Here is an 18,056-nt window from a genome sequence, read left to right as displayed (position 1 = left end):
CCAAGAGTGTGCCCGAATCGCATACCAAGATGGCGTGGGCCCGGGTCTGCGGTTCCGCTCAGTCCTTCGCGACCTCCGCCGGCACGAACTGACCGCCCGCCAGACCCGAGAGTATTGCGCCCACGTCGAGCCCGGTGAGGGACTTCACGACCTCCGTGCCCTCGCCGAGCACCTGGCCGACGGTCTTCGTCACGGCGCTCGCGCCGTCGGTCGAGACGACCGTGAGGGTCTTGATGTTCGAGATCGGATCGGCGGCGGCGCGCACGATCTCGGGCAGGCGCGAGATGATCTCCTGGGCGAGGGCGGCCTCGCCGTACTTCTTCAGCGCCTCGGCCTTCGCGTCGGTCGCGGCGGCATCTGCGAGGCCCTCAGCCTGCACGGCGGTGGCGCGCGCTTCACCCTCCGCCTCGATGCCGGCGGCGAGGGCCACCTGCCGGTCGCGCTCTGCCTCACCCGAGACGCGCACGGCGGTGGCGGCGGCCTCGGCGTCCTGCACAGCGGCCACCTTGTTCGCCTCGGCGATCTTCGTGCGCTTGTAGGCCTCGGCCTCGGTGGACGCGTTCGCGGCGTCGCGCTTTGCTGTGGCGCGCTGCACCTCGGCGTACGCTTCGGCCTCGGCGGGCTTGCGGATCTCGATGTCGAGCCGCTCTTGGGTCACGAGTGCCTGCTCGGAGAGGGCGTCCCGCTCCTGCACGGCGACGAGCTTGTCCTGCTCCGCCTTCGCGAGCTGCCCGGCGGCGTCCGCCTCGGCGTTGGCGCGGTCGGTCTCGGCCTTGATCGCGGCCTGCTTCAGGCTCAGGGCCTTCTGGCGCTCGGCGATCTGCTCGGCCGCCTCGATGCGGGCGAACTCGCTCGCCCGTGCCGCCTCCGCCTCGCTGACCTCGGCGACCTGGCGAGCGCGAGCCGCCTCGGCACGGCCGAGGTTCGCGAGGTAGTCGCTGCCCGGCGTGGAGATGTCGGAGATGTTGAGGAGATCGACCTGCAGGCCCTGCTCGACGAGGTCGGTCTTCGTCTCGGCGACGACCCGGTCGGAGAGTCCCTTGCGGTCGGAGATGATCTGCTCGATCGTCATGTCGCCGATGATCGATCGCAGCGACCCTTCGAGCGATTCCTTGATGATCTCGGTGAGCGCGTCCTGCTGCGAGAGGAACCGCTGCGCCGCGCGGCGCACGCCCTCTTCGGTGCCGCTCACCTTGAAGTTGATCGACGCCTTGATGGCGATCTTGATGCGGTTCTTGTCGACGCCCTCGACGGTGATGCCGATCTGCCGCTGTTCCAGCGAGATCGGGAAGCCCTGTTGCAGTATCGGCCACACGAAGGTGCGGCCCCCGATGACGACGCGCTGCCCGATCGTCGCTTCACCCGGGGCGGGGCGCCCGGCACCCCGGCCGACGATGACGAGCGCCTCGTTCGGCGGCACGCGGCGGATCCGCCGCGCGAAGAACACGAGCAGTGAGAGCAGCGCGAGGGCGATCGCGACGACGGCGATCACCTGGATGACTTCGGTGGAGAGCATGGGGTCCTTTCAGGAGGTTCGATTGGAAGGGGCGGGAGCTGACTGCGTGAGGGGCCGAGCATGGGCGACGTGTCGGTCGAATACGACCGAGCGCGACGCCGGTGCGCGAATCAGTCCGCGGTGACCTTGACGCGCGTGCCCGCGTGTTCGACGACGCGGACCCGCGATCCTTCGGCGATGAAGGCGTCGGAGTAGGCGATGCGACGCTCGACCTCGCCCGGGCCGTCGAGACTGACCTCGCCGCCCGACGTGGAGATGTCGGACCTTGCGACCCCGGTGAGCCCAACGGCCGACAGCGGCACGCCGTCGGAGCTGCGGCTGAGGTTGCGCACCACGAGGACGCTCAGCACGTAGCCCACGACCGCGAGCACAACCGAGAGCGCGTACGCCCACACGACGTCGAGTCCGCCGCTGGCCGTCAGCGCTCCCGAGGCGCCGAAGACGACCAACCCGACCGCAAGGGCCGTGCCCGAGATCGCGCCGTCGCCGACCTCGAAGTGGTCGAAGATGTCACCGAGGACGAGCGAGATGAGGAGCAGCACGAGACCGACCCCTCCGACGATGAGGAACGGAAGGAGCACTGGCGGCCTCTCCGCGCGTGGGGGGAGCCGTGGTGGCACGCGGACGGACCAACCCTATCGGGGCGGGGCGGCGGGCGCATCCGTGGTCTCACGATGATCGCGCGCGCTCGCCGACGCCGCCGGATGTCCCAGCGCGATCGCATCGACGGCCGCGTCGCCGCGGATGCGGCGCATCCGCTCCACCACCTCGTCGACGACCGCCGGGGCGAGCCGGCGGCACACGATGCTGTGCCGGCCGACGGGCCCGAGTCCGCCGGCTCGGATGCGGATGACCTCCCACCCGACCTCGCGTAGCGCGTCGTCTTTGTCGAGGTCGGATGCCTCCTTCAGGCCCTGGTGCGCCCGTCGTGATCGACCGGGGTCGTCGTACTCGACGGCGATGCGGAGTTGCGGCACGATGACGTCGGGCCAGACCTCGCGGCGACCGTAGAACGTGCGCGCGATGTGGATGGCGTTCACGCGATGATTGAGGCGGACCCGTTCGCCTAGCAGTGTCTTGAGGCGTTGCTCGGTGTGCGATGTGCGCGTGTGCAGGCCCGGCTTCATGAAGGCGACGCCCGCCTCGCGCAGTGCGGCGGGAGCGACGGCGCTCGCCCGGCACTTCGCGCAGCCGGTGCCCGTCAGCACCTCACGAACGGTAGCCGGGTAGCGGTCGTGGCCGCGCGGGCACTGCCACTCGTACGCTGCTCCGACGCGCGTCTCGCGGGCGAGCGCCGAGCGATGCGGCGGCGCGACGCGGCGCAGCAGCTCGGCGCGCGTGCGACGGGTCTCGTCGAGCAGCATGCAGAGCGGGCACGGGCGGCGGAGGGCGACGACACCGGGATCGCCGGCTTCGGCGCCGTGGCCGCATCGAAAGGTCACCGCGACCATCGTCGCGCCTCGGGTCGGTCCATGGGTCCATGGTGACCGGTGCCGCCGACACTGTCGGCGGCGGACGCGAGAATGGACGCGTGCGAATCGTCGTCGGGCAGGGGGAGCGCGGCCTCGTCCGGCTCGTCGACCCGGCGCATCCGGCTGAGACGCTCGCGCTGGTCGCGCGCCACGAGCTGCCCCGCGTCGTGCATGGGCTCGAGGCATCCGGCCATCCGCGTTGGGTCTGGGTCGACACGCGCGAGTGGTACCCGGCGCTCCTCGAAGCGGGAGTCAGGGTGCAGCGTTGCCGAGACCTCCGACTCGCCGCCGCGATCCTCGACCGCTCCACCTTCACGGCGCGGGCGCGCGAGCACGGCCGCAACCGGCGGCCTTCGTGGATGCCCCCCGGGCCGGCCGAGGCCGGCGCGGAGGCAAGTCCGGCGGCTCCGCCGCCGACGACCCACAGCACGCTGTTCGACCTCGACGAGTTCGACGCGGCCGAAGTGGTCGCCACGGACGCGCAGGCGACGCGCCTCGTCGACGTCGACGCCCAGATCGCGGAGCTCGCACGCCAGGACGCGCTCGTCGCCGAGAGTTCCGATCCCGGCGCGCTTCGATTGCTGCTCGCCGCGGAGTCCGCCGGTGCGCTCATCGCCGCTGAGCTGCACACGGCAGGCCTGCCGTGGCATCGCGCCGTGCACGAAGAGGTGCTCGCGGCCGAGCTCGGCGCACGCCCGGCGTCCGGCCGGAAGCCCGAGCGCATGGAGGCGCTCGCGGCGCAGGTGCGGGAGGCGCTCGATGCGGCATCCGTGAACCTGGACTCGCAGGCCGACCTGCTGCGTGCCCTGCGTCGCGCCGGCATCCAGGCCGACTCGACGGCGAAGTGGGAGCTGCGCGAGCACGAGCATCCTGCGATCGAACCGCTCCTCGAGTACAAGAGGCTCGCCCGGCTGCTGAGCGCGAACGGGTGGGCGTGGCTCGACGAATGGGTCGTCGACGGACGCTTCCGGCCCGAGTACGTGCCGGGCGGCACGGCCACCGGGCGCTGGGCCACCGCGGGCGGTGGTGCGCTGCAGCTGCCGAAGAACGTCAGGAGCGCGGTGGTGGCCGACCCCGGGTGGACGCTCGTGGTGGCCGACGCGGCGCAGCTCGAGCCTCGCGTGCTCGCCGGCATGGCGCGCGACGAGGAGATCGCGACGGCCAGCCGTGGCCTCGACTTCTACCGCGGACTCGTCGACGCGGGCGTGGTGGCCACGCGAGAGGAGGCGAAGTATGCCATCCTCGGCGCGATGTACGGCGCGACGACCGGCGAGAGCGGGCGTCTCGTGCCGCGCCTCGCCCGGTCGTACCCGCGCGCGATGGCGCTCGTCGATCGCGCGGCGCGCGAGGGGGAGCGGGGCGGCACGGTGACGACGCTCCTCGGCAGGTCCTCACCGCTGCCGTCGGCCGAGTGGCGCGCCGTGCAGGCGCGGGCGAGCGAGCCCGAGGCGACCGTGGCCGACGAGCGCCGCGCCCGCTCGACGGCCCGCGACTGGGGCCGGTTCACGCGCAACTTCGTCGTGCAGGGCAGCGCGGCGGAGTGGTCGCTGTGCTGGATGGCGGGGCTCCGCGCCCGGCTCGACGAGATCGCCGCACGCGTCACGGCCGAGACGCCGACGGCCGCGGCATCCGGCCCCGTGTTCTCACGTACCCCCCACCTCGTGTACTTCCTGCACGACGAGATCATCGTGCACACGCCGCGCGAGGTCGCCGACGACGTGGCCGCGGCCGTCGAGGCGGCAGCGCGCGAGGCGGGCACCCTGCTGTTCGGCGGCTTCCCGGTGGAGTTCCCGCTCGACCTCGCGATCGTCGACAGCTACGCCATGGCCGACGGCTGATAGGCGCCACCGGGGTCGGCATCGGCATCGAAGGTCGCACCGGTGGCGCGGCCGGGTCGCCGGCCCCGCTTCGGTCGCTCGGCGCGGGGCGCGAACGCGAGCCGCTCGGCGCCCGTCACGGCGTCGAGCCACGCGAGCGCCGCCTCGGCACGGGCGGCCTCGGCGCCCGCCGCGAGCCGGGCGAGCGCCGCCTCACCGGCGTCGGATCCCGATGCGTCGTCGGCCGGCGTGGGCGTCGCGCGAGCGGCGACGGATGCCTCGGCTCGCCGTTCCTCCCACCTGCCGCGCTCGGCGGCCACGACGGCGGCAGAATCCCACTGAGGCAGCGACCGGGCGATGAGCACACGATCGACGGTCTCGTCCCACGCGTCGGCGCCCGCGGCATCCGCGCCCCCGAGCCACGACCGGGCCGCGGCATGTCCCGCGTCCGTGAGCCGATGCAGCGGCAGGCCGTCGTCGGTGGTGCCTGCGGGCTCGACGAGGCCCTGCTTCGTCAGCCGCTCGAGCGTGGCGTAGGTCTGGCCAACGTTGACGGCCCGCCGGCCGCCGGTGCGCGCGGCCAGGCCGCCGTGCAACTGGAAGCCGTAGGCAGCTCCGGCGGTCAGCAGTGCGAGGAGTGCGTCGCGCACAGCCATTGGGCCTCCGACCGGGATGAAGAACGATTCACTCAGTATATGGTTCGACCCCGTCCGCGGCAGCGCCGAACTCCGCGCACGCGTGTTCGTCTTGTCTTGGCCCCGGATCCGCGGCATACTCGACCATGGCGGCTCGCCGTCCACAATCGAACACCCGCCTGTCCGGTGGTTCCGAGGTCGTAGGGGAAGACGCACCTCGAGAACGGAGAACGGAGATGGCGGAGAAGGTCTCGCGGGCCGTGCGCGCCGCGCGAGGTGTGCTGTTCGTGCACTCCTCGCCCAAGGCGCTGTGTCCGCATGTGGAATGGGCGGCCGGACGCGCGCTGGGGAGTGCCGTGAACTTCGACTGGGCAGACCAGCCGGTGTATCGCGGACTCATGCGCGCCGAGTTCTACTGGGAGGGCCCGCCCGGCACCGGAGCGAAGCTCGCGTCCGCCCTTCGCGGCTGGGAGCAGCTCCGCTTCGAGGTGAGCGAGGACCCCACTCCGGGATCCGACGGCGCCCGCTGGATGCACACGCCCGAACTCGGCGTGTTCTTCGCGCAGACCGATACCGCCGGCAACATGGTCGTGCCCGAGGACCGCATCCGCTACGCCATGGAGCTCGCGGGCCTCGACGCCGTCGAGCTGCACCGCGAACTGCGCCTCGCGCTCGGACAGGCGTGGGACGACGAGCTCGAGCCGTTCCGCCACGCGAGTGACTTCGCTCCGGTCGTCTGGTTGCACCAGGTGGGCTGAGCGGGAGCGCGGGCCCGTTGTGGCGCGACGCGAGGTCGGATGACCCGTTCCCGGCGACGCACGACCGAAACCGCGGGCCCGCGATGGAGAAGACCCCGGCGCCTCAGGCGACCGGGGCTTCTCATGCGCGGACGGACCGCGGGTCCGAGCCCGCTCAGGCCGTGCGGAATGCCGCCACCGCGTTGTGCCCGCCGAAGCCGAACGAGTTCGAGATCGCGATGAGGTCGCCGTCGCCCAGCGCGCGCGGCGACGTGACGACATCGAGCGGGATCTCGGGGTCCTGCTCCGTGAGGTTGATGGTGGGCGGCATGGTGCGCTCGTGGAGCGCCATCACCGTGAAGAGCGCCTCGATGGCCCCGGCGCCGCCGAGCAGGTGCCCGGTCGACGCCTTCGTGGCGGTGACGGGGACGCCGTCGAGCGCGTCGCCGAACACCCGGCGCAGCGCGTTGTACTCGGCGATGTCGCCGACGGGTGTGCTCGTCGCGTGAGCGTTCACGTGCGCCACGTCGCTGAGCGCGGCCCCGGCGCCCTCGATGGCCTGCTTCATCGCGCGCGCGGCGGCCGAGCCCTCGGGGTCGGGTGCGGTGATGTGGTAGGCGTCGCTCGTGACCGCACCGCCGAGCAGCTCGGCGTAGATACGGGCACCGCGCGCCTTGGCGTGCTCCTCGGTCTCGATGACGAGCGCCGCAGCGCCCTCGCCGAGGACGAAGCCGTCGCGGCCGAGGTCGTACGGCCGCGACGCGATGGCGGGCTCGTCGTTGCGCCGGGAGAGTGCCTGCATCGCGGCGAATGCGGCGATCGGGAGCGGGTGGATGGCCGCCTCCGAGCCTCCGGCGATGACGACGTCGGCGAGGCCCCGCTGCAGGTGGTCGTGGGCGTTGACGAGTGCCTCGGTGCTCGAGGCGCATGCCGACACGACGGTGCGGATGCCGGCACGCGCGTGCAGGTCCATGCCGATGGCCGCGCCGGGCCCGTTCGGCATGAGCATGGGCACCGTCATGGGAAGCACGCGACGGGGGCCGCGCTCGCGCAGCGTGTCCCAGGCGTCGAGGAGGGTCCACACGCCGCCGATGCCCGTCGACCAGTCGACCGCGAGTCGCTCGGGAGCGACCTCGGGTGCGCCGGCGTCGGCCCAGGCCTCGCGGCCGGCGATGAGCGCGAACTGGCTCGATGGGTCGAGGCGCTTCAGCTCGTGGCGCTCCAGGATGTCGGCCGCCGCCACCTTGGCGGTGGCGGCGAACGTCACCGGGAGCTCAAGCTCCGTAACCCACGCCTGGTCGAGGTGGCGGGCGCCGGACTCACCGGCGAGCAGCGCGTTCCAGCTGTCGCGGGCGGTTCCACCGAGCGGCGAGGTCGCGCCGACACCGGTGATCACGATCTTCTTGGTCATTCGAGAGCACTCCGTGGGAGGGAAAGGTCATGCGGAAGGCGGGCCGCACGCACGTCGTGCGACCCGCCCGAGCAGCGACTAGGCCTGGGCCTTGACGATGAAGTCGACGGCGTCGCCCACGGTCTTGAGGTTCTTGACCTCTTCGTCGGGGATCTTGACGTCGAACTTCTCCTCGGCGTTGACGACGATCGTCATCATCGAGATGGAGTCGATGTCGAGGTCATCGGTGAACGACTTGTCCAGCTCAACCGTGTCGGTCGCGATGCCGGTCTCGTCGTTGATGAGCTCGGCCAGGCCGGCAAGAACTTCTTCGGTGGACAATGCCATTGTTCTTCTCCTTGGGGGTGTCTCGTTTGACCGAGACACAGTCTAGATGGACGATGGTCGGCGGTTCAGGGAAGAACCACCACTTGGGCGCCGAACACGAGTCCGGCACCGAAGCCGATCTGGAGGGCGAGGCCCCCCGAGAGCTCCGGATGCTCCTGCAGCAACCGGTGGGTCGCGAGCGGGATCGATGCGGCCGACGTGTTGCCGGTCGTCGCGATGTCGCGCGCGATCACGACGGATTCGGGCAGCTTCAACTGCTTCGCGAACTCGTCGATGATGCGCATGTTCGCCTGGTGGGGGATGAACGCCGCGAGGTCGGCACTGGTCACGCCCGCCGCCTCCAGCGCCTGCTTCGCGACCTTCGCCATGTCCCACACCGCCCAGCGGAACACGGCCGGACCCTCCTGGCGGAGCGTCGGCCATTCGGACCTGCCCTCGCGGAACTCGGTGAGGGTGTGGTTCATGGCGATGGTGTCGGCCTTCGACCCGTCGGACCCCCAGATCGTGCGGGCGATGCCCGGGAAGTCGCTCGGGCCGATGACCACGGCGCCCGCGCCGTCGCCGAGGAGGAACGAGATCGAGCGGTCGGTCGGGTCGACCACGTTCGAGAGCTTCTCGGCGCCGATGACGAGCGCGTAGTGCGCAAGGCCCGTGCGGATGAGCGCGTCGGCCTGGGCGACCGCGTAGGCGTATCCCGCGCACGCGGCGTTCTCGTCGTAGGCCGCAGCCGGGTTGGCGCCGACCCGGTCGGCGACCACCGCGGCGATCGAGGGCGTCTGCTGGACGTTCGAGATGGTCGCGACGATGACGAGGTCGATGAGCTCGGGGGCGACGCCCGACTTCTCGACGGCTTCCCGTGCGGCATCCGTGGCGAGGTCGATCGCCTCCACGTCGGCTCCCGCACGCGTGCGGGTGATGATGCCCGTGCGCTGCTGGATCCACTCGTCGGACGAGTTGATCGGGCCGACGAGGTCGTCGTTCGGCACGGCGTTCTCGCCGCGCGCCGCCCCGACGGCGTAGATGCGCGTGTAGGCGGGGCCGTGCGACTGCTGGAGTGTGGGTCTGGTCATGCTCGCCAATCTCTCGTGTGCCTCTCGTCGTGCCCCTGATCAGGCGGCCTGCTCGATGAGCTCGATGGCGGCGGGCAGGTCGTCGGGGGTCTTCACCGCGACCGCCGGGACGCCCTTGAGTGCGCGCTTGGCGAGGCCGACGAGGGCGCCCGCCGGAGCGAGCTCGATGAGGCCGGTGATGCCCGCGTCCGCGAACGACTCCATGCAGCGGTCCCAGCGCACGGGGGAGGAGACCTGCCCGACGAGCAGGTGGACGAAGGCAGAGCCGGATGCCACGGGGCTGCCGTCGCGGTTGGTCCAGAGCGTCACCCCGGGGTCGGAGACGTCGTGGTTCTCCGCCGCGACGGCGGCGAGCCGCTCGACCGCGGGCTGCATGTACCGGGTGTGGAAGGCGCCCGCGACCTGCAGCGGGATGACCCGGGCGCCCGCCGGGGGCTCGGCCTTCAGTGCGTCGAGCGCGTCGAGTGCGCCCGCGACCACGATCTGGCCTCCGCCGTTGAAGTTCGCCGGCTCGAGCCCGAGCTCGTCGAGGCGCGCGAGGAGGGCCTGCTCATCGGCGCCGATGACGGCGCTCATGCCGGTCGGCGCGAGCGCCGCGGCATCCGCCATGGCACGACCGCGTTCGGCGACGAAGTGCATCGCATCGTCCTCCTGCAGGACGCCGGCGCCGGCGGCGGCGGTGATCTCGCCGACCGAGTGGCCGGCGATGCCGCCGATCCGCGCGACGCGGCCGTCGGCGAGCAGGCCGCCGAGCGCGATGAGGCCCGCCGCGACGATGAGCGGCTGGGCGATCGCGGTGTCGCGGATCGTGTCGGCGTCGCTCACGGTGCCGTGGGTCGCGAGATCGACGCCCGCGGCCTCGGAGAGGGCGTCGAGCCGCTCGGCGTAGGCCGGTTCCGTGAGCCACGGGGTGAGGAATCCGGGGGTCTGCGAGCCCTGTCCAGGGCAGACGACGACGATCACCCTCCCTATCCTGCCAATCCCCGTCGGTCCGGGTGTGTGTCGTTACGACAAGCTCTCGTCGAAAGCCTTGTGCGTGGTCCACATGGCACGCGAGGCGCGCATCACGACGGGCGGCGCCGTGGCGTGTGTTCGTAGTCGCTCATCGAGCCGATGATGAGCGCGGCCTGCAGGATCAGGGCCTCGCGCGCGCCGGTGGCGTCCCAGCCGATGACGTCGGAGACGCGCTTCAACCGGTACCGCACCGTGTTGGGGTGCACGAACAGCTCGCGGGCAGTGGCCTCGAGCGACCGGCCGTTGTCGAGGTAGCTCCAGAGGGTGGTCAGCAGCTCGGTCGAGTGCGCCTGAAGCGGCCGGTAGATGCGGTGCACGAGTGTGGCGCGCGCGAGTGGATCGCCCGCGAGCGCACGCTCGGGCAGCAGGTCGTCGGCGTGCACGGGGCGTGGCGCGTGCCGCCACGACCGCGCGACCGCGAAGCCCGCGAGCGCGGCCTTCGCGCTCTTCGACGCGTCGACGAGGTTCGGCACCTCGTGGCCGAGCACGAGGTGACCGGGGCCGAAGTGCGGCTCGAGCTGGGTGGCGATCTCCATGAACGTGAGAGCCGGCGACGTGCCGATCGACTCCTCGGGCTCGCGTCCGAGCGGATCGGAGCGACCGATCACGAGCACCAGCCGGTTGCCCTGCACCCCGATGAGCACGTCGGCGTGCATGTGCCGGGCCGCGCGCCGCACGTGGTCGACATCGAGCTGCTTCGGCGCCGTGCCGACGAGCACGGCGACCTCGCCGTGGCCGTGCCAACCCAGCGCGGCGATGCGGCTCGGCAGTTCGTCGTCGTACTCGCCCGAGAGGATCGAGTCGACCACGAGCGCCTCGAGGCGGGCATCCCAGAGCCCCCGCGCTTCGGCGGCGCGCGCGTAGACGTCTGCAGCGGCGAACGCGATCTCGCGCGAGTAGAGCAGGATCGCCTCGCGCAGCGGCCCGCCGCCGTCCTTCACGACGCGATCCTCCACGACCTCCACCGTGACGCGGATGAGCTGCAGCGTCTGCTGCAGGCTCACCGAGCGGAGGAGCTCACGCGGGGCGGCCCCGAACACGTCGGCCGCGATCCACGGCGTCGACCGTGGGTCCTCGAACCACGCGATGAACGACGAGATGCCGGCCTGTGCGACGAGTCCCACGGCGGAGCGCCGGCTCGGCGGCATGTCGCCGTACCACGGAAGTGTGTCCTCGAGGCGCTTCAGCGTCTGGGTCGACAGTTCGCCCGCGATGGTGCGCAACCATGCCAGCGTCTCCGCTTTCGTCTTGGGCTTCGTCGCCACCTCGTCGCCTGCTAGCTCTCGCCGCCGGCCGTCCCGGTGCTGCCGGCGTTCACGTCGTGCAGCCGGTACTTCTCGATGGCCTGAGCCGGGAGCGAACGGTCGACCTCGCCGCGTTCCGCGAGGAGCTCGAGTGCGCGCACCGCCACCGACGGGCCGTCGATCTTGAAGAACCGGCGGGCCGCCGGGCGTGTGTCGGAGAAGCCGAAGCCGTCGGCCCCGAGCGTCGCGAAGTCGCCCGGCACGTAGGCGCGGATCTGGTCGGGCACCGCGTGCATGAAGTCCGATACGGCAACGACCGGCCCCTGCGAACTCTCGAGTTTCTGCGTGAGGTACGGGGTGCGGCGCTCGGCGCCGGGGTTCAGGAAGTTGTGTTCGTCGGCGGCCATGCCGTCGCGGCGCAGCTCGGTCCAGCTGGTGACCGACCACACGTCGGCCGAGACGCCCCAGTCCGCCTCGAGGAGGTGCTTGGCCTCCAGCGCCCACGGCACGGCGACGCCCGACGCGAGCAGCTGCGCCTTCGGGCCCTGCGTCTGCGAGTCCGCGATGCGGTGGATGCCTCGTACGATGCCCTCGACGTCGACGCCCTCGGGTTCGGCGGGCTGCACGATGGGCTCGTTGTACACCGTGAGGTAGTACATGACGTTGGGGTCGGGGTGCGATCCGCCGTACATCCGCTCGAGGCCCGAGCGCACGATGTGCCCGATCTCGTAGCCGTACGCGGGGTCGTACGAGACCACCGCGGGATTCGTGGCGGCGAGCAGCAGCGAATGCCCGTCGGCGTGCTGGAGACCCTCGCCTGTCAGCGTCGTGCGTCCGGCGGTCGCACCGATCATGAAGCCACGGGCCATCTGGTCGCCGGCGGCCCAGATCGCATCGCCCGTGCGCTGGAACCCGAACATCGAGTAGAAGACGTAGATCGGGATGAGCGGCTCGCCCTCGGTGGAGTACGCGGTACCGACCGCGGTGAACGCGGCGACCGCGCCCGCCTCGTTGATGCCGACGTGCAGGATCTGCCCCTGGGGGCTCTCCTTGTAGGCGAGCAGGAGCTCGCGGTCGACCGAGGTGTAGTGCTGGCCGTTCGGGTTGTAGATCTTGGCGTTCGGGAAGAACGCGTCCATGCCGAACGTGCGCGCCTCGTCGGGGATGATCGGCACGATGCGATTGCCGAAGTCCTTCGAGCGCATGAGGTCCTTCAGCACGCGCACGAACGCCATGGTGGTGGCGACCTCCTGCGTTCCCGACCCCTTCTTCGCGATCGCGTACGCCGAGTCGTCGGGCAGGGTGATCGCCGCGTGCGACGTGCGGCGTTCGGGAAGGTACCCGCCGAGCGCGCGACGGCGCTCGTGCAGGTACTGGATGGCCTCGTCCTGGTCGCCGGGGTGGTAGTACGGCGGGAGGTAGGGGTTCTCCTCGAGCTGTGCGTCGGAGATCGGGATACGCATCGTGTCCCTGAAGGTCTTCAGGTTGTCGAGCGTCATCTTCTTCATCTGATGGGTCGCGTTGCGGCCCTCGAAGGCGGGACCGAGACCGTAGCCCTTGATCGTCTTCGCGATGATGACCGTGGGCTGGCCCTCGTGCTCCATCGCGGCCTTGAACGCCGCGTACACCTTGCGGTAGTCGTGGCCGCCGCGCTTCAGGCCCCAGACCTGGTCGTCGGTGAGGTCCTTGACGAGCTCGAGCGCGCGCGCGTCGCGACCGAAGAAGTTCTCGCGCACGTACGCGCCGGACTCGGCCTTGTATGTCTGGTAGTCGCCGTCGGGCGTGACGTTCATGAGGTTGCGAAGCGCGCCGTCGTGGTCGCGAGCCAGCAGGTCGTCCCATTCGCGTCCCCAGACGACCTTGATGACGTTCCAGCCGGCGCCGCGGAAGAAGCTCTCCAGCTCCTGGATGATCTTGCCGTTGCCGCGCACCGGGCCGTCGAGACGCTGCAGGTTCGCGTTGATGACGAACGTCAGGTTGTCGAGGCCCTCGTTCGCGGCGACCTGCAGCTGGCCGCGGCTCTCGACCTCGTCCATCTCACCGTCGCCGAGGAAGGCCCACACGTGCTGGTCGGACGCGTCCCTGATGCCGCGGTTGGTCAGGTACTTGTTGAGCTGTGCCTGCCAGATGGCGTTGATCGGCCCGAGGCCCATCGACACCGTCGGGAACTGCCAGAAGTCGGGCATGAGCCGCGGGTGCGGGTACGACGAGAGCCCGTTGGGCGCGTGCGACTTCTCCTGGCGGAAGCCGTCGAGCTGGTCGGCCGAGAGCCGGCCCTCGAGGAACGCACGCGCATACGTGCCGGGGGAGGCGTGGCCCTGGATGAAGATCTGGTCGCCGCCGCCGGGATGGTCGTGTCCGCGGAAGAAGTGGTTGAAGCCGACTTCGTAGAGCGAGGCCGACGACGCGTACGTCGAGATGTGGCCGCCGACCGCGATGCCCGGCCGCTGCGCGCGGTGCACCGTGACCGCCGCGTTCCAGCGGATCCACGCGCGGTAGCGACGCTCGATCTCCTCGTCTCCGGGGAACTCGGGCTCGTTCTCGGCTGCGATGGTGTTGAGGTAGTCCGTCGTGGGGACCATGGGCACGCCGAGGTGCAGCTCCTTCGAGCGCTTCAGCAGGCTCAGCATGATCTCGCGGCCGCGCTGGTGCCCCTTCTCGGTGACGAGAGCGTCGAGGGATTCGGCCCATTCGGACGTCTCCTCGGGATCGGAGTCCATGGCCTCGACCGAGTAGGGGTCCTGGTCGTTGACAGTCACACTCGACCTCTCTCTTCTGCAGATCATGTCTGCGGGGGTTGGACGCGCGCACGACGCAGAAACCGGATCACGGTCGCGTGGCACCACGCCATCCTAGTGATTCTATGCCCGTCTCGTCGGCGTTAGGCTGGTGCCCCGTCACCGCCCCGCGAACGCCGGAGGAGAGCCCGAGATGATCCTGGAACCCGGCGCGGTTGCGCCCGATTTCGCCCTCGTGAACCAGTTCGGCCAGACCATGCGGCTCGCGGAGCTCCGCGCTGCGCAGCCCGTCACGCTCGTGTTCTTCCCGCTGGCGTTCTCGGGCATCTGCCAGGGCGAGCTCTGCGAGCTGCGAGACAACTTCGCGATGTTCGAGACCGCCGGCACGCAGCTCGTCGCGGTCTCGGTGGACTCCAAGCACACCCTTCGCGCGTGGGGCGAGGCGCAGTCGTACGACTTCGCGCTGCTCGCCGACTTCTGGCCGCACGGCGAGGTCGCCGCGGCGTACGGCGCGTTCGACGAGGCGGCCGGCGTCGCCCGCCGCGCGACGTTCGTCATCGGCTCCGACGGGCTGGTCCGAGCGAGCTTCATGACGCCGCGCGGTCAGGCGCGCTCGCTCGAGCAGTACCGCGAGGCGCTCGAGCGGTGAATGGATGCCGCGGGGTCGGCCCCTCAGGCGAGGATGCCGACCGACCGGGCGATCACGAGCGCGAGGATCACGAACCCGCCGAAGGCCTGCAGGCCCATCAGCAGCTTCGTCCGCTGCCGCAGCGGCATGGCATCGCTCGCGCTGAACGCCATAGAGTTCGACAGCGACGTGTAGAGGTAGTCGACGAATCGCGGCGTCCAGTCCCGAACCATCGCGGAGCCCCTCGCGACCTCCTCGACGGCATCGGCGTCCTCGTCCTGCGAGAACCGGAAGTCTGCCGGCGGGATCTCGGTCCGCGGCAGCGCCGTGCGCACGACGGGTCCGCCGCGGTCGAGCTCCCAGTAGAGCAGTGCGAAGCCGATGACGTTCGCGACCCAGACCTGCAGGGACGCGAGCAGGAGCTCGGGTGCGTCGTGGTGTCCTCCGACGAGCTTGTACACCAGGATCACGAGGGCGACCTGGTTCACGAGCACGAGGACGAGCGCGAACCCGACCGAGACCATCCGATACCACCGCGTCTGGTGGACGAGGCGATGCGGGTTCACGAAGCTCAGCGACACGAGGAAGGCGAGGCCTGCGGCGACCACGCCGAACCGCTGCCCGCCGACGAGCTCGTTCGGCAGGAAAGCGTACAGTCCGAGGGCGACGAGCAGCGCCACGACCGCCGGCCAACGGTACTCGGGTTCCGCCGTGCGGCTCGGATGCCGGGACACCACCTGCATGGCGCGAGTCTATGGAGGCTCGGCTAGCATGGGCATGCGCCGCGCGGCGCGGGGGCCTTTAGCTCAGTTGGTAGAGCGCCACGTTTACACCGTGGAAGTCGTCGGTTCGAGCCCGGCAGGGCCCACCGCTCGGCCGTGGTCAGTTCCCGTCGTGGATCGTGATTGGCGCATAGGCTCTTGGTGTTCTCCAGTTCTCTCTGTCGGATCGAGACGTCGTCTCGGTCACTTTCTGTGTCAGGTCTCTGACATACAGATCTAATGTCAGGCTACTGACATGAGTCGAACCATGGACGACCTCGGGGAGGTCATCGGCTACGTCCTGAAGCGGGCCCAGTCCGTCATGCGCGTGCGGATGGACGAGGCGCTGCGACCGCTCGGGGTGACGGCGCCGCAATACGCGTGCCTCGAGTTGCCACACCGCACGCCGGGAATCTCGGGCTCCGAGCTCGCGCGCGGCTTCTCGCCGAGGCATCCGGTCGGGTCGCCGCGATCGACGAACTGATGATCGCCGACCTCACCGAACCCGAGCGCCTCGACCTCCTCGACTACCTGGGCCGGTGCATCACGCAGCTCGAAGGGCGCGTCGACCCGCCGACGCCCGCGTGACAGGCCACGGCGGTCGCGTGCACCCGCGACGATAGGCTGGAGCGCGTGCCAGTCGTACTCGCCGAGGTCATGTCCACGATCGATCGACTCTGGCCGGTCGAGGGCGCCGAGTCATGGGACGCACCCGGTCTCGTCACCGGCGATCCGGACGCCCCGCTCGAACGCGTGTGCTTCGCCGTCGATGCCGTCGGCAGCACGGTCGACGAGGCGATCGACGCGCGGGCCGAACTGCTGATCGTCCATCACCCGCTGCTGCTGCGCGGCGTCACGACCATCGCGGAGGACCGCTACAAGGGGGCCCTGCTGGCGCGCCTCATCCGGGCCCGCTGCGCGCTCGTCGCCGCGCACACCAACGCCGACGTGGTCGAACACGGCACGTCGGCGGTCCTCGCCGATCGACTCGGCCTGGTCGACGCGCGGCCGATCGTGTCCGGCGCCGACCCCGGACTGGGCCTCGGCCGCGTGGGCCGGTTGGCCGAGCGCACGACGCTCGGCCGGCTCGCGCGGCGCCTCGCCGAGATCCTCCCGGCCACGGCGACCGGTGTACGCGCCTCCGGCGGGTTCGACGACCCGGTCGAGACGGTGGCGGTGTGCGGCGGTGCCGGCGACTCGCTGCTCGGCGACCCGGTGGTACGCGCGTCCGACGTGTACGTCACCGCCGACCTTCGTCACCACCCGGCATCCGAAGCCCGCGAACAGGCGCTCCTCGGCGGCGGACCCGCGCTCATCGACGTGTCGCACTGGGCCAGCGAATGGCTCTGGCTCGAGGCGGCCGCCGCGCAACTGCGGGCTGCGCACCCCGACCTCGAGGTGCACGTGAGCGAGTTGCGCACCGACCCGTGGGACTTCCAGGTCGTGCAGTGATTTCCACTTCTCCCTCCGACCCCACGAGGAGCACCACGTGAAGGCAAGCCCCGCCGACCAGCAGGAACTGCTCCGGCTGCAGTCCCTCGACACCCGCCTCCAGCAGTTGGCACACCGGCTCGGCGCGCTCCCGCAGACGGCGCCGCTCGCCGAGCTCGCCGGGCGCGACACGGCCGTCCGTGGCACGAGAGCGGAGGCCGTCGGCGCCCTCGAGGGCGCACGCGCCGAGCTGAAGCGACTCGAGTCGGACGTGGCGACCGTCGAGGCGCGCATCGCCCGCGACGGTGACCGCCTGCAGCATACGTCCTCGGTGAAGGATGTCACCGCGCTGGAGTCGGAGCTCGCCTCGCTCGCCCGGCGGCGCTCCGACCTCGAAGACCAGGAGCTCGTGGTCATGCAGCGCGTCGAGGACGCCGAGGGCGTCGTCGCCGGCATCGACGAGGAGCGCGCCTCGATCGCAGCCGAGGTCGAGGCTCTCGAGGCCGAACGCGATGAGGCTGCCGCAGGGCTCACGAAGGAACGAGAAGCGGCCGTGCGGGACCGGGACGTCGTCGCAGGCGGCGTGCCGGCCGACCTTCTGGTGTTCTACGAACAGCGTCGCGCGCGCGGCGCCGGCATCGGCGCGGCGTTGCTCCGACAGCGCACGTGCCAAGGCTGCAATATGACGCTCACCGGGTCCGATCTCGACACGGTGCGCCGGGCCGCCGACGACGACGTGCTGCTCTGCCCTGACTGCGACCGCATCCTGGTGCGTACCGAGGAGTCCGGCATCTGAGGCCGCGCTCGAGCGCCGGATGGACCGGAGGTCCAGCTTCGCGCGGTAGTCTGGCGGGGCGAGCGGGTCGGCAAGACGGTCGCGTCATCCGGTCGCCGCGTCGTCTGACGCGGTGGCGGATGCCGAGGAACGTCCGGGCTCCGCAGGGCAGGACGGTGGGTAACACCCACCCGGGGCAACCCGCGAGACAGTGCCACAGAAAGCAGACCGCCTCGGGCGCAGGCCCGAGGTAAGGGTGAAACGGTGGGGTAAGAGCCCACCAGCGGCCGCGGTGACGCGGTCGGCTCGGTAAACCTCGTCCGGAGCAAGGCCAGACAGGGAACGATGGGGCTGCCCGTCCCGTTCCCGGGTAGGCCGCTGGAGGGCTGCGGCAACGCAGCTCCGAGAGAGATGGCCGTCCAGCCGGTGTCGCGCAAGCGCCCGGTGAACAGAACCCGGCGTATCAGCCGGCCCGCTCGC

Annotated in this window: 17 protein-coding genes, 1 tRNA gene and 1 other RNA gene; 8 read left to right on the top strand and 11 right to left on the bottom strand. The window is 70.9% G+C overall.

Annotation, left to right across the window (positions count from 1 at the left end; translation table 11 throughout):
- Nucleotides 1-58: 58 nt before the first annotated feature.
- The 3 genes from IEX31_RS15085 to IEX31_RS15075 form a co-directional block, all read right to left on the bottom strand.
- Nucleotides 59-1,516, bottom strand: a complete 1,458-nt coding sequence (locus IEX31_RS15085) for a flotillin family protein (RefSeq protein ID WP_188744234.1) — start codon at nucleotides 1,514-1,516, stop codon at nucleotides 59-61.
- A 110-nt stretch (nucleotides 1,517-1,626) separates the two neighbouring features.
- Entirely contained in the window at nucleotides 1,627-2,097 is a 471-nt protein-coding gene (locus IEX31_RS15080) for an NfeD family protein (RefSeq protein WP_188744233.1), read from the bottom strand.
- A gap of 54 nt (nucleotides 2,098-2,151) precedes the next feature.
- Nucleotides 2,152-2,958: a hypothetical protein gene (locus IEX31_RS15075; RefSeq protein WP_188744232.1), complete on the bottom strand. Its 807-nt coding sequence runs from the start codon at nucleotides 2,956-2,958 to the stop codon at nucleotides 2,152-2,154.
- Nucleotides 2,959-3,047: 89 nt separating this feature from the next.
- Here IEX31_RS15075 and IEX31_RS15070 point away from each other — a divergent pair, with 89 nt between their 5' ends.
- Nucleotides 3,048-4,826 (top strand): bifunctional 3'-5' exonuclease/DNA polymerase, encoded by a 1,779-nt coding sequence (locus IEX31_RS15070; protein WP_229662400.1) that lies wholly within the window; start codon nucleotides 3,048-3,050, stop codon nucleotides 4,824-4,826.
- On the opposite strand, the gene IEX31_RS15065 is transcribed toward IEX31_RS15070, so the two are convergent.
- A complete protein-coding gene (locus tag IEX31_RS15065; protein WP_229662399.1) occupies nucleotides 4,805-5,461 on the bottom strand; it encodes a PadR family transcriptional regulator in 657 nt (218 codons plus the stop codon). The two genes, IEX31_RS15070 and IEX31_RS15065, sit on opposite strands and share 22 nt — an antisense overlap.
- A gap of 215 nt (nucleotides 5,462-5,676) precedes the next feature.
- On the opposite strand from IEX31_RS15065, the gene IEX31_RS15060 reads away from it, so the two are divergent.
- Nucleotides 5,677-6,198, top strand: a complete 522-nt coding sequence (locus IEX31_RS15060) for a DUF3145 domain-containing protein (protein ID WP_188744230.1) — start codon at nucleotides 5,677-5,679, stop codon at nucleotides 6,196-6,198.
- 154 nt (nucleotides 6,199-6,352) lie between these two features.
- Here IEX31_RS15060 and IEX31_RS15055 read toward each other — a convergent pair whose 3' ends face one another.
- The 6 genes from IEX31_RS15055 to aceE form a co-directional block, all read right to left on the bottom strand.
- Entirely contained in the window at nucleotides 6,353-7,588 is a 1,236-nt protein-coding gene (locus IEX31_RS15055; protein WP_188744229.1) for a beta-ketoacyl-[acyl-carrier-protein] synthase family protein, read from the bottom strand.
- Nucleotides 7,589-7,666: 78 nt separating this feature from the next.
- Nucleotides 7,667-7,915, bottom strand: coding sequence for an acyl carrier protein (locus tag IEX31_RS15050; RefSeq protein WP_056731598.1), 249 nt, complete (start codon nucleotides 7,913-7,915; stop codon nucleotides 7,667-7,669).
- A gap of 65 nt (nucleotides 7,916-7,980) precedes the next feature.
- Complete coding sequence (locus IEX31_RS15045) at nucleotides 7,981-8,985, bottom strand: beta-ketoacyl-ACP synthase III (protein ID WP_188744228.1); 1,005 nt, start codon at nucleotides 8,983-8,985, stop codon at nucleotides 7,981-7,983.
- A 39-nt stretch (nucleotides 8,986-9,024) separates the two neighbouring features.
- Nucleotides 9,025-9,948 carry an ACP S-malonyltransferase gene (locus IEX31_RS15040; RefSeq protein ID WP_188744227.1) on the bottom strand — a complete coding sequence of 308 codons (924 nt, stop codon included), beginning with the start codon at nucleotides 9,946-9,948 and terminating at the stop codon, nucleotides 9,025-9,027.
- Nucleotides 9,949-10,049: 101 nt separating this feature from the next.
- On the bottom strand, nucleotides 10,050-11,264 hold the full coding sequence (locus tag IEX31_RS15035; RefSeq protein WP_188744226.1) for a PucR family transcriptional regulator: 1,215 nt from the start codon (nucleotides 11,262-11,264) through the stop codon (nucleotides 10,050-10,052).
- Between the two features lie 11 nt (nucleotides 11,265-11,275).
- Nucleotides 11,276-14,002, bottom strand: coding sequence for a pyruvate dehydrogenase (acetyl-transferring), homodimeric type (gene aceE, locus IEX31_RS15030; RefSeq protein WP_188744225.1), 2,727 nt, complete (start codon nucleotides 14,000-14,002; stop codon nucleotides 11,276-11,278).
- 172 nt (nucleotides 14,003-14,174) lie between these two features.
- Here aceE and IEX31_RS15025 point away from each other — a divergent pair, with 172 nt between their 5' ends.
- Complete coding sequence (locus tag IEX31_RS15025; protein WP_188744224.1) at nucleotides 14,175-14,630, top strand: peroxiredoxin; 456 nt, start codon at nucleotides 14,175-14,177, stop codon at nucleotides 14,628-14,630.
- 23 nt (nucleotides 14,631-14,653) lie between these two features.
- Here IEX31_RS15025 and IEX31_RS15020 read toward each other — a convergent pair whose 3' ends face one another.
- A complete protein-coding gene (locus IEX31_RS15020; RefSeq protein ID WP_229662398.1) occupies nucleotides 14,654-15,352 on the bottom strand; it encodes a hypothetical protein in 699 nt (232 codons plus the stop codon).
- Between the two features lie 52 nt (nucleotides 15,353-15,404).
- Here IEX31_RS15020 and IEX31_RS15015 point away from each other — a divergent pair.
- The 5 genes from IEX31_RS15015 (at nucleotide 15,405) to rnpB (ending at nucleotide 18,055) form a co-directional block, all read left to right on the top strand.
- Nucleotides 15,405-15,477 (top strand) — tRNA-Val (locus IEX31_RS15015).
- A gap of 149 nt (nucleotides 15,478-15,626) precedes the next feature.
- Complete coding sequence (locus IEX31_RS15010; protein ID WP_188744223.1) at nucleotides 15,627-15,854, top strand: winged helix DNA-binding protein; 228 nt, start codon at nucleotides 15,627-15,629, stop codon at nucleotides 15,852-15,854.
- 173 nt (nucleotides 15,855-16,027) lie between these two features.
- Complete coding sequence (locus IEX31_RS15005) at nucleotides 16,028-16,822, top strand: Nif3-like dinuclear metal center hexameric protein (RefSeq protein WP_373285533.1); 795 nt, start codon at nucleotides 16,028-16,030, stop codon at nucleotides 16,820-16,822.
- A 37-nt stretch (nucleotides 16,823-16,859) separates the two neighbouring features.
- The gene (locus IEX31_RS15000; RefSeq protein WP_188744221.1) at nucleotides 16,860-17,597 is read left to right on the top strand and encodes a zinc ribbon domain-containing protein; all 738 of its coding nucleotides are present in this window, start codon (nucleotides 16,860-16,862) and stop codon (nucleotides 17,595-17,597) included.
- 63 nt (nucleotides 17,598-17,660) lie between these two features.
- Nucleotides 17,661-18,055, top strand: an RNA gene (gene rnpB / locus IEX31_RS14995) — RNase P RNA component class A.
- The last annotated feature ends 1 nt before the right edge of the window (nucleotide 18,056 follow it).

This window comes from Agromyces bauzanensis (genome assembly GCF_014645655.1).
In the GTDB taxonomy this organism is placed as follows: domain Bacteria; phylum Actinomycetota; class Actinomycetes; order Actinomycetales; family Microbacteriaceae; genus Agromyces; species Agromyces bauzanensis.
The sequence above is the reverse complement of the archived record's forward strand: the minus strand, read 5'-3'. Positions and strand labels throughout refer to the sequence as shown.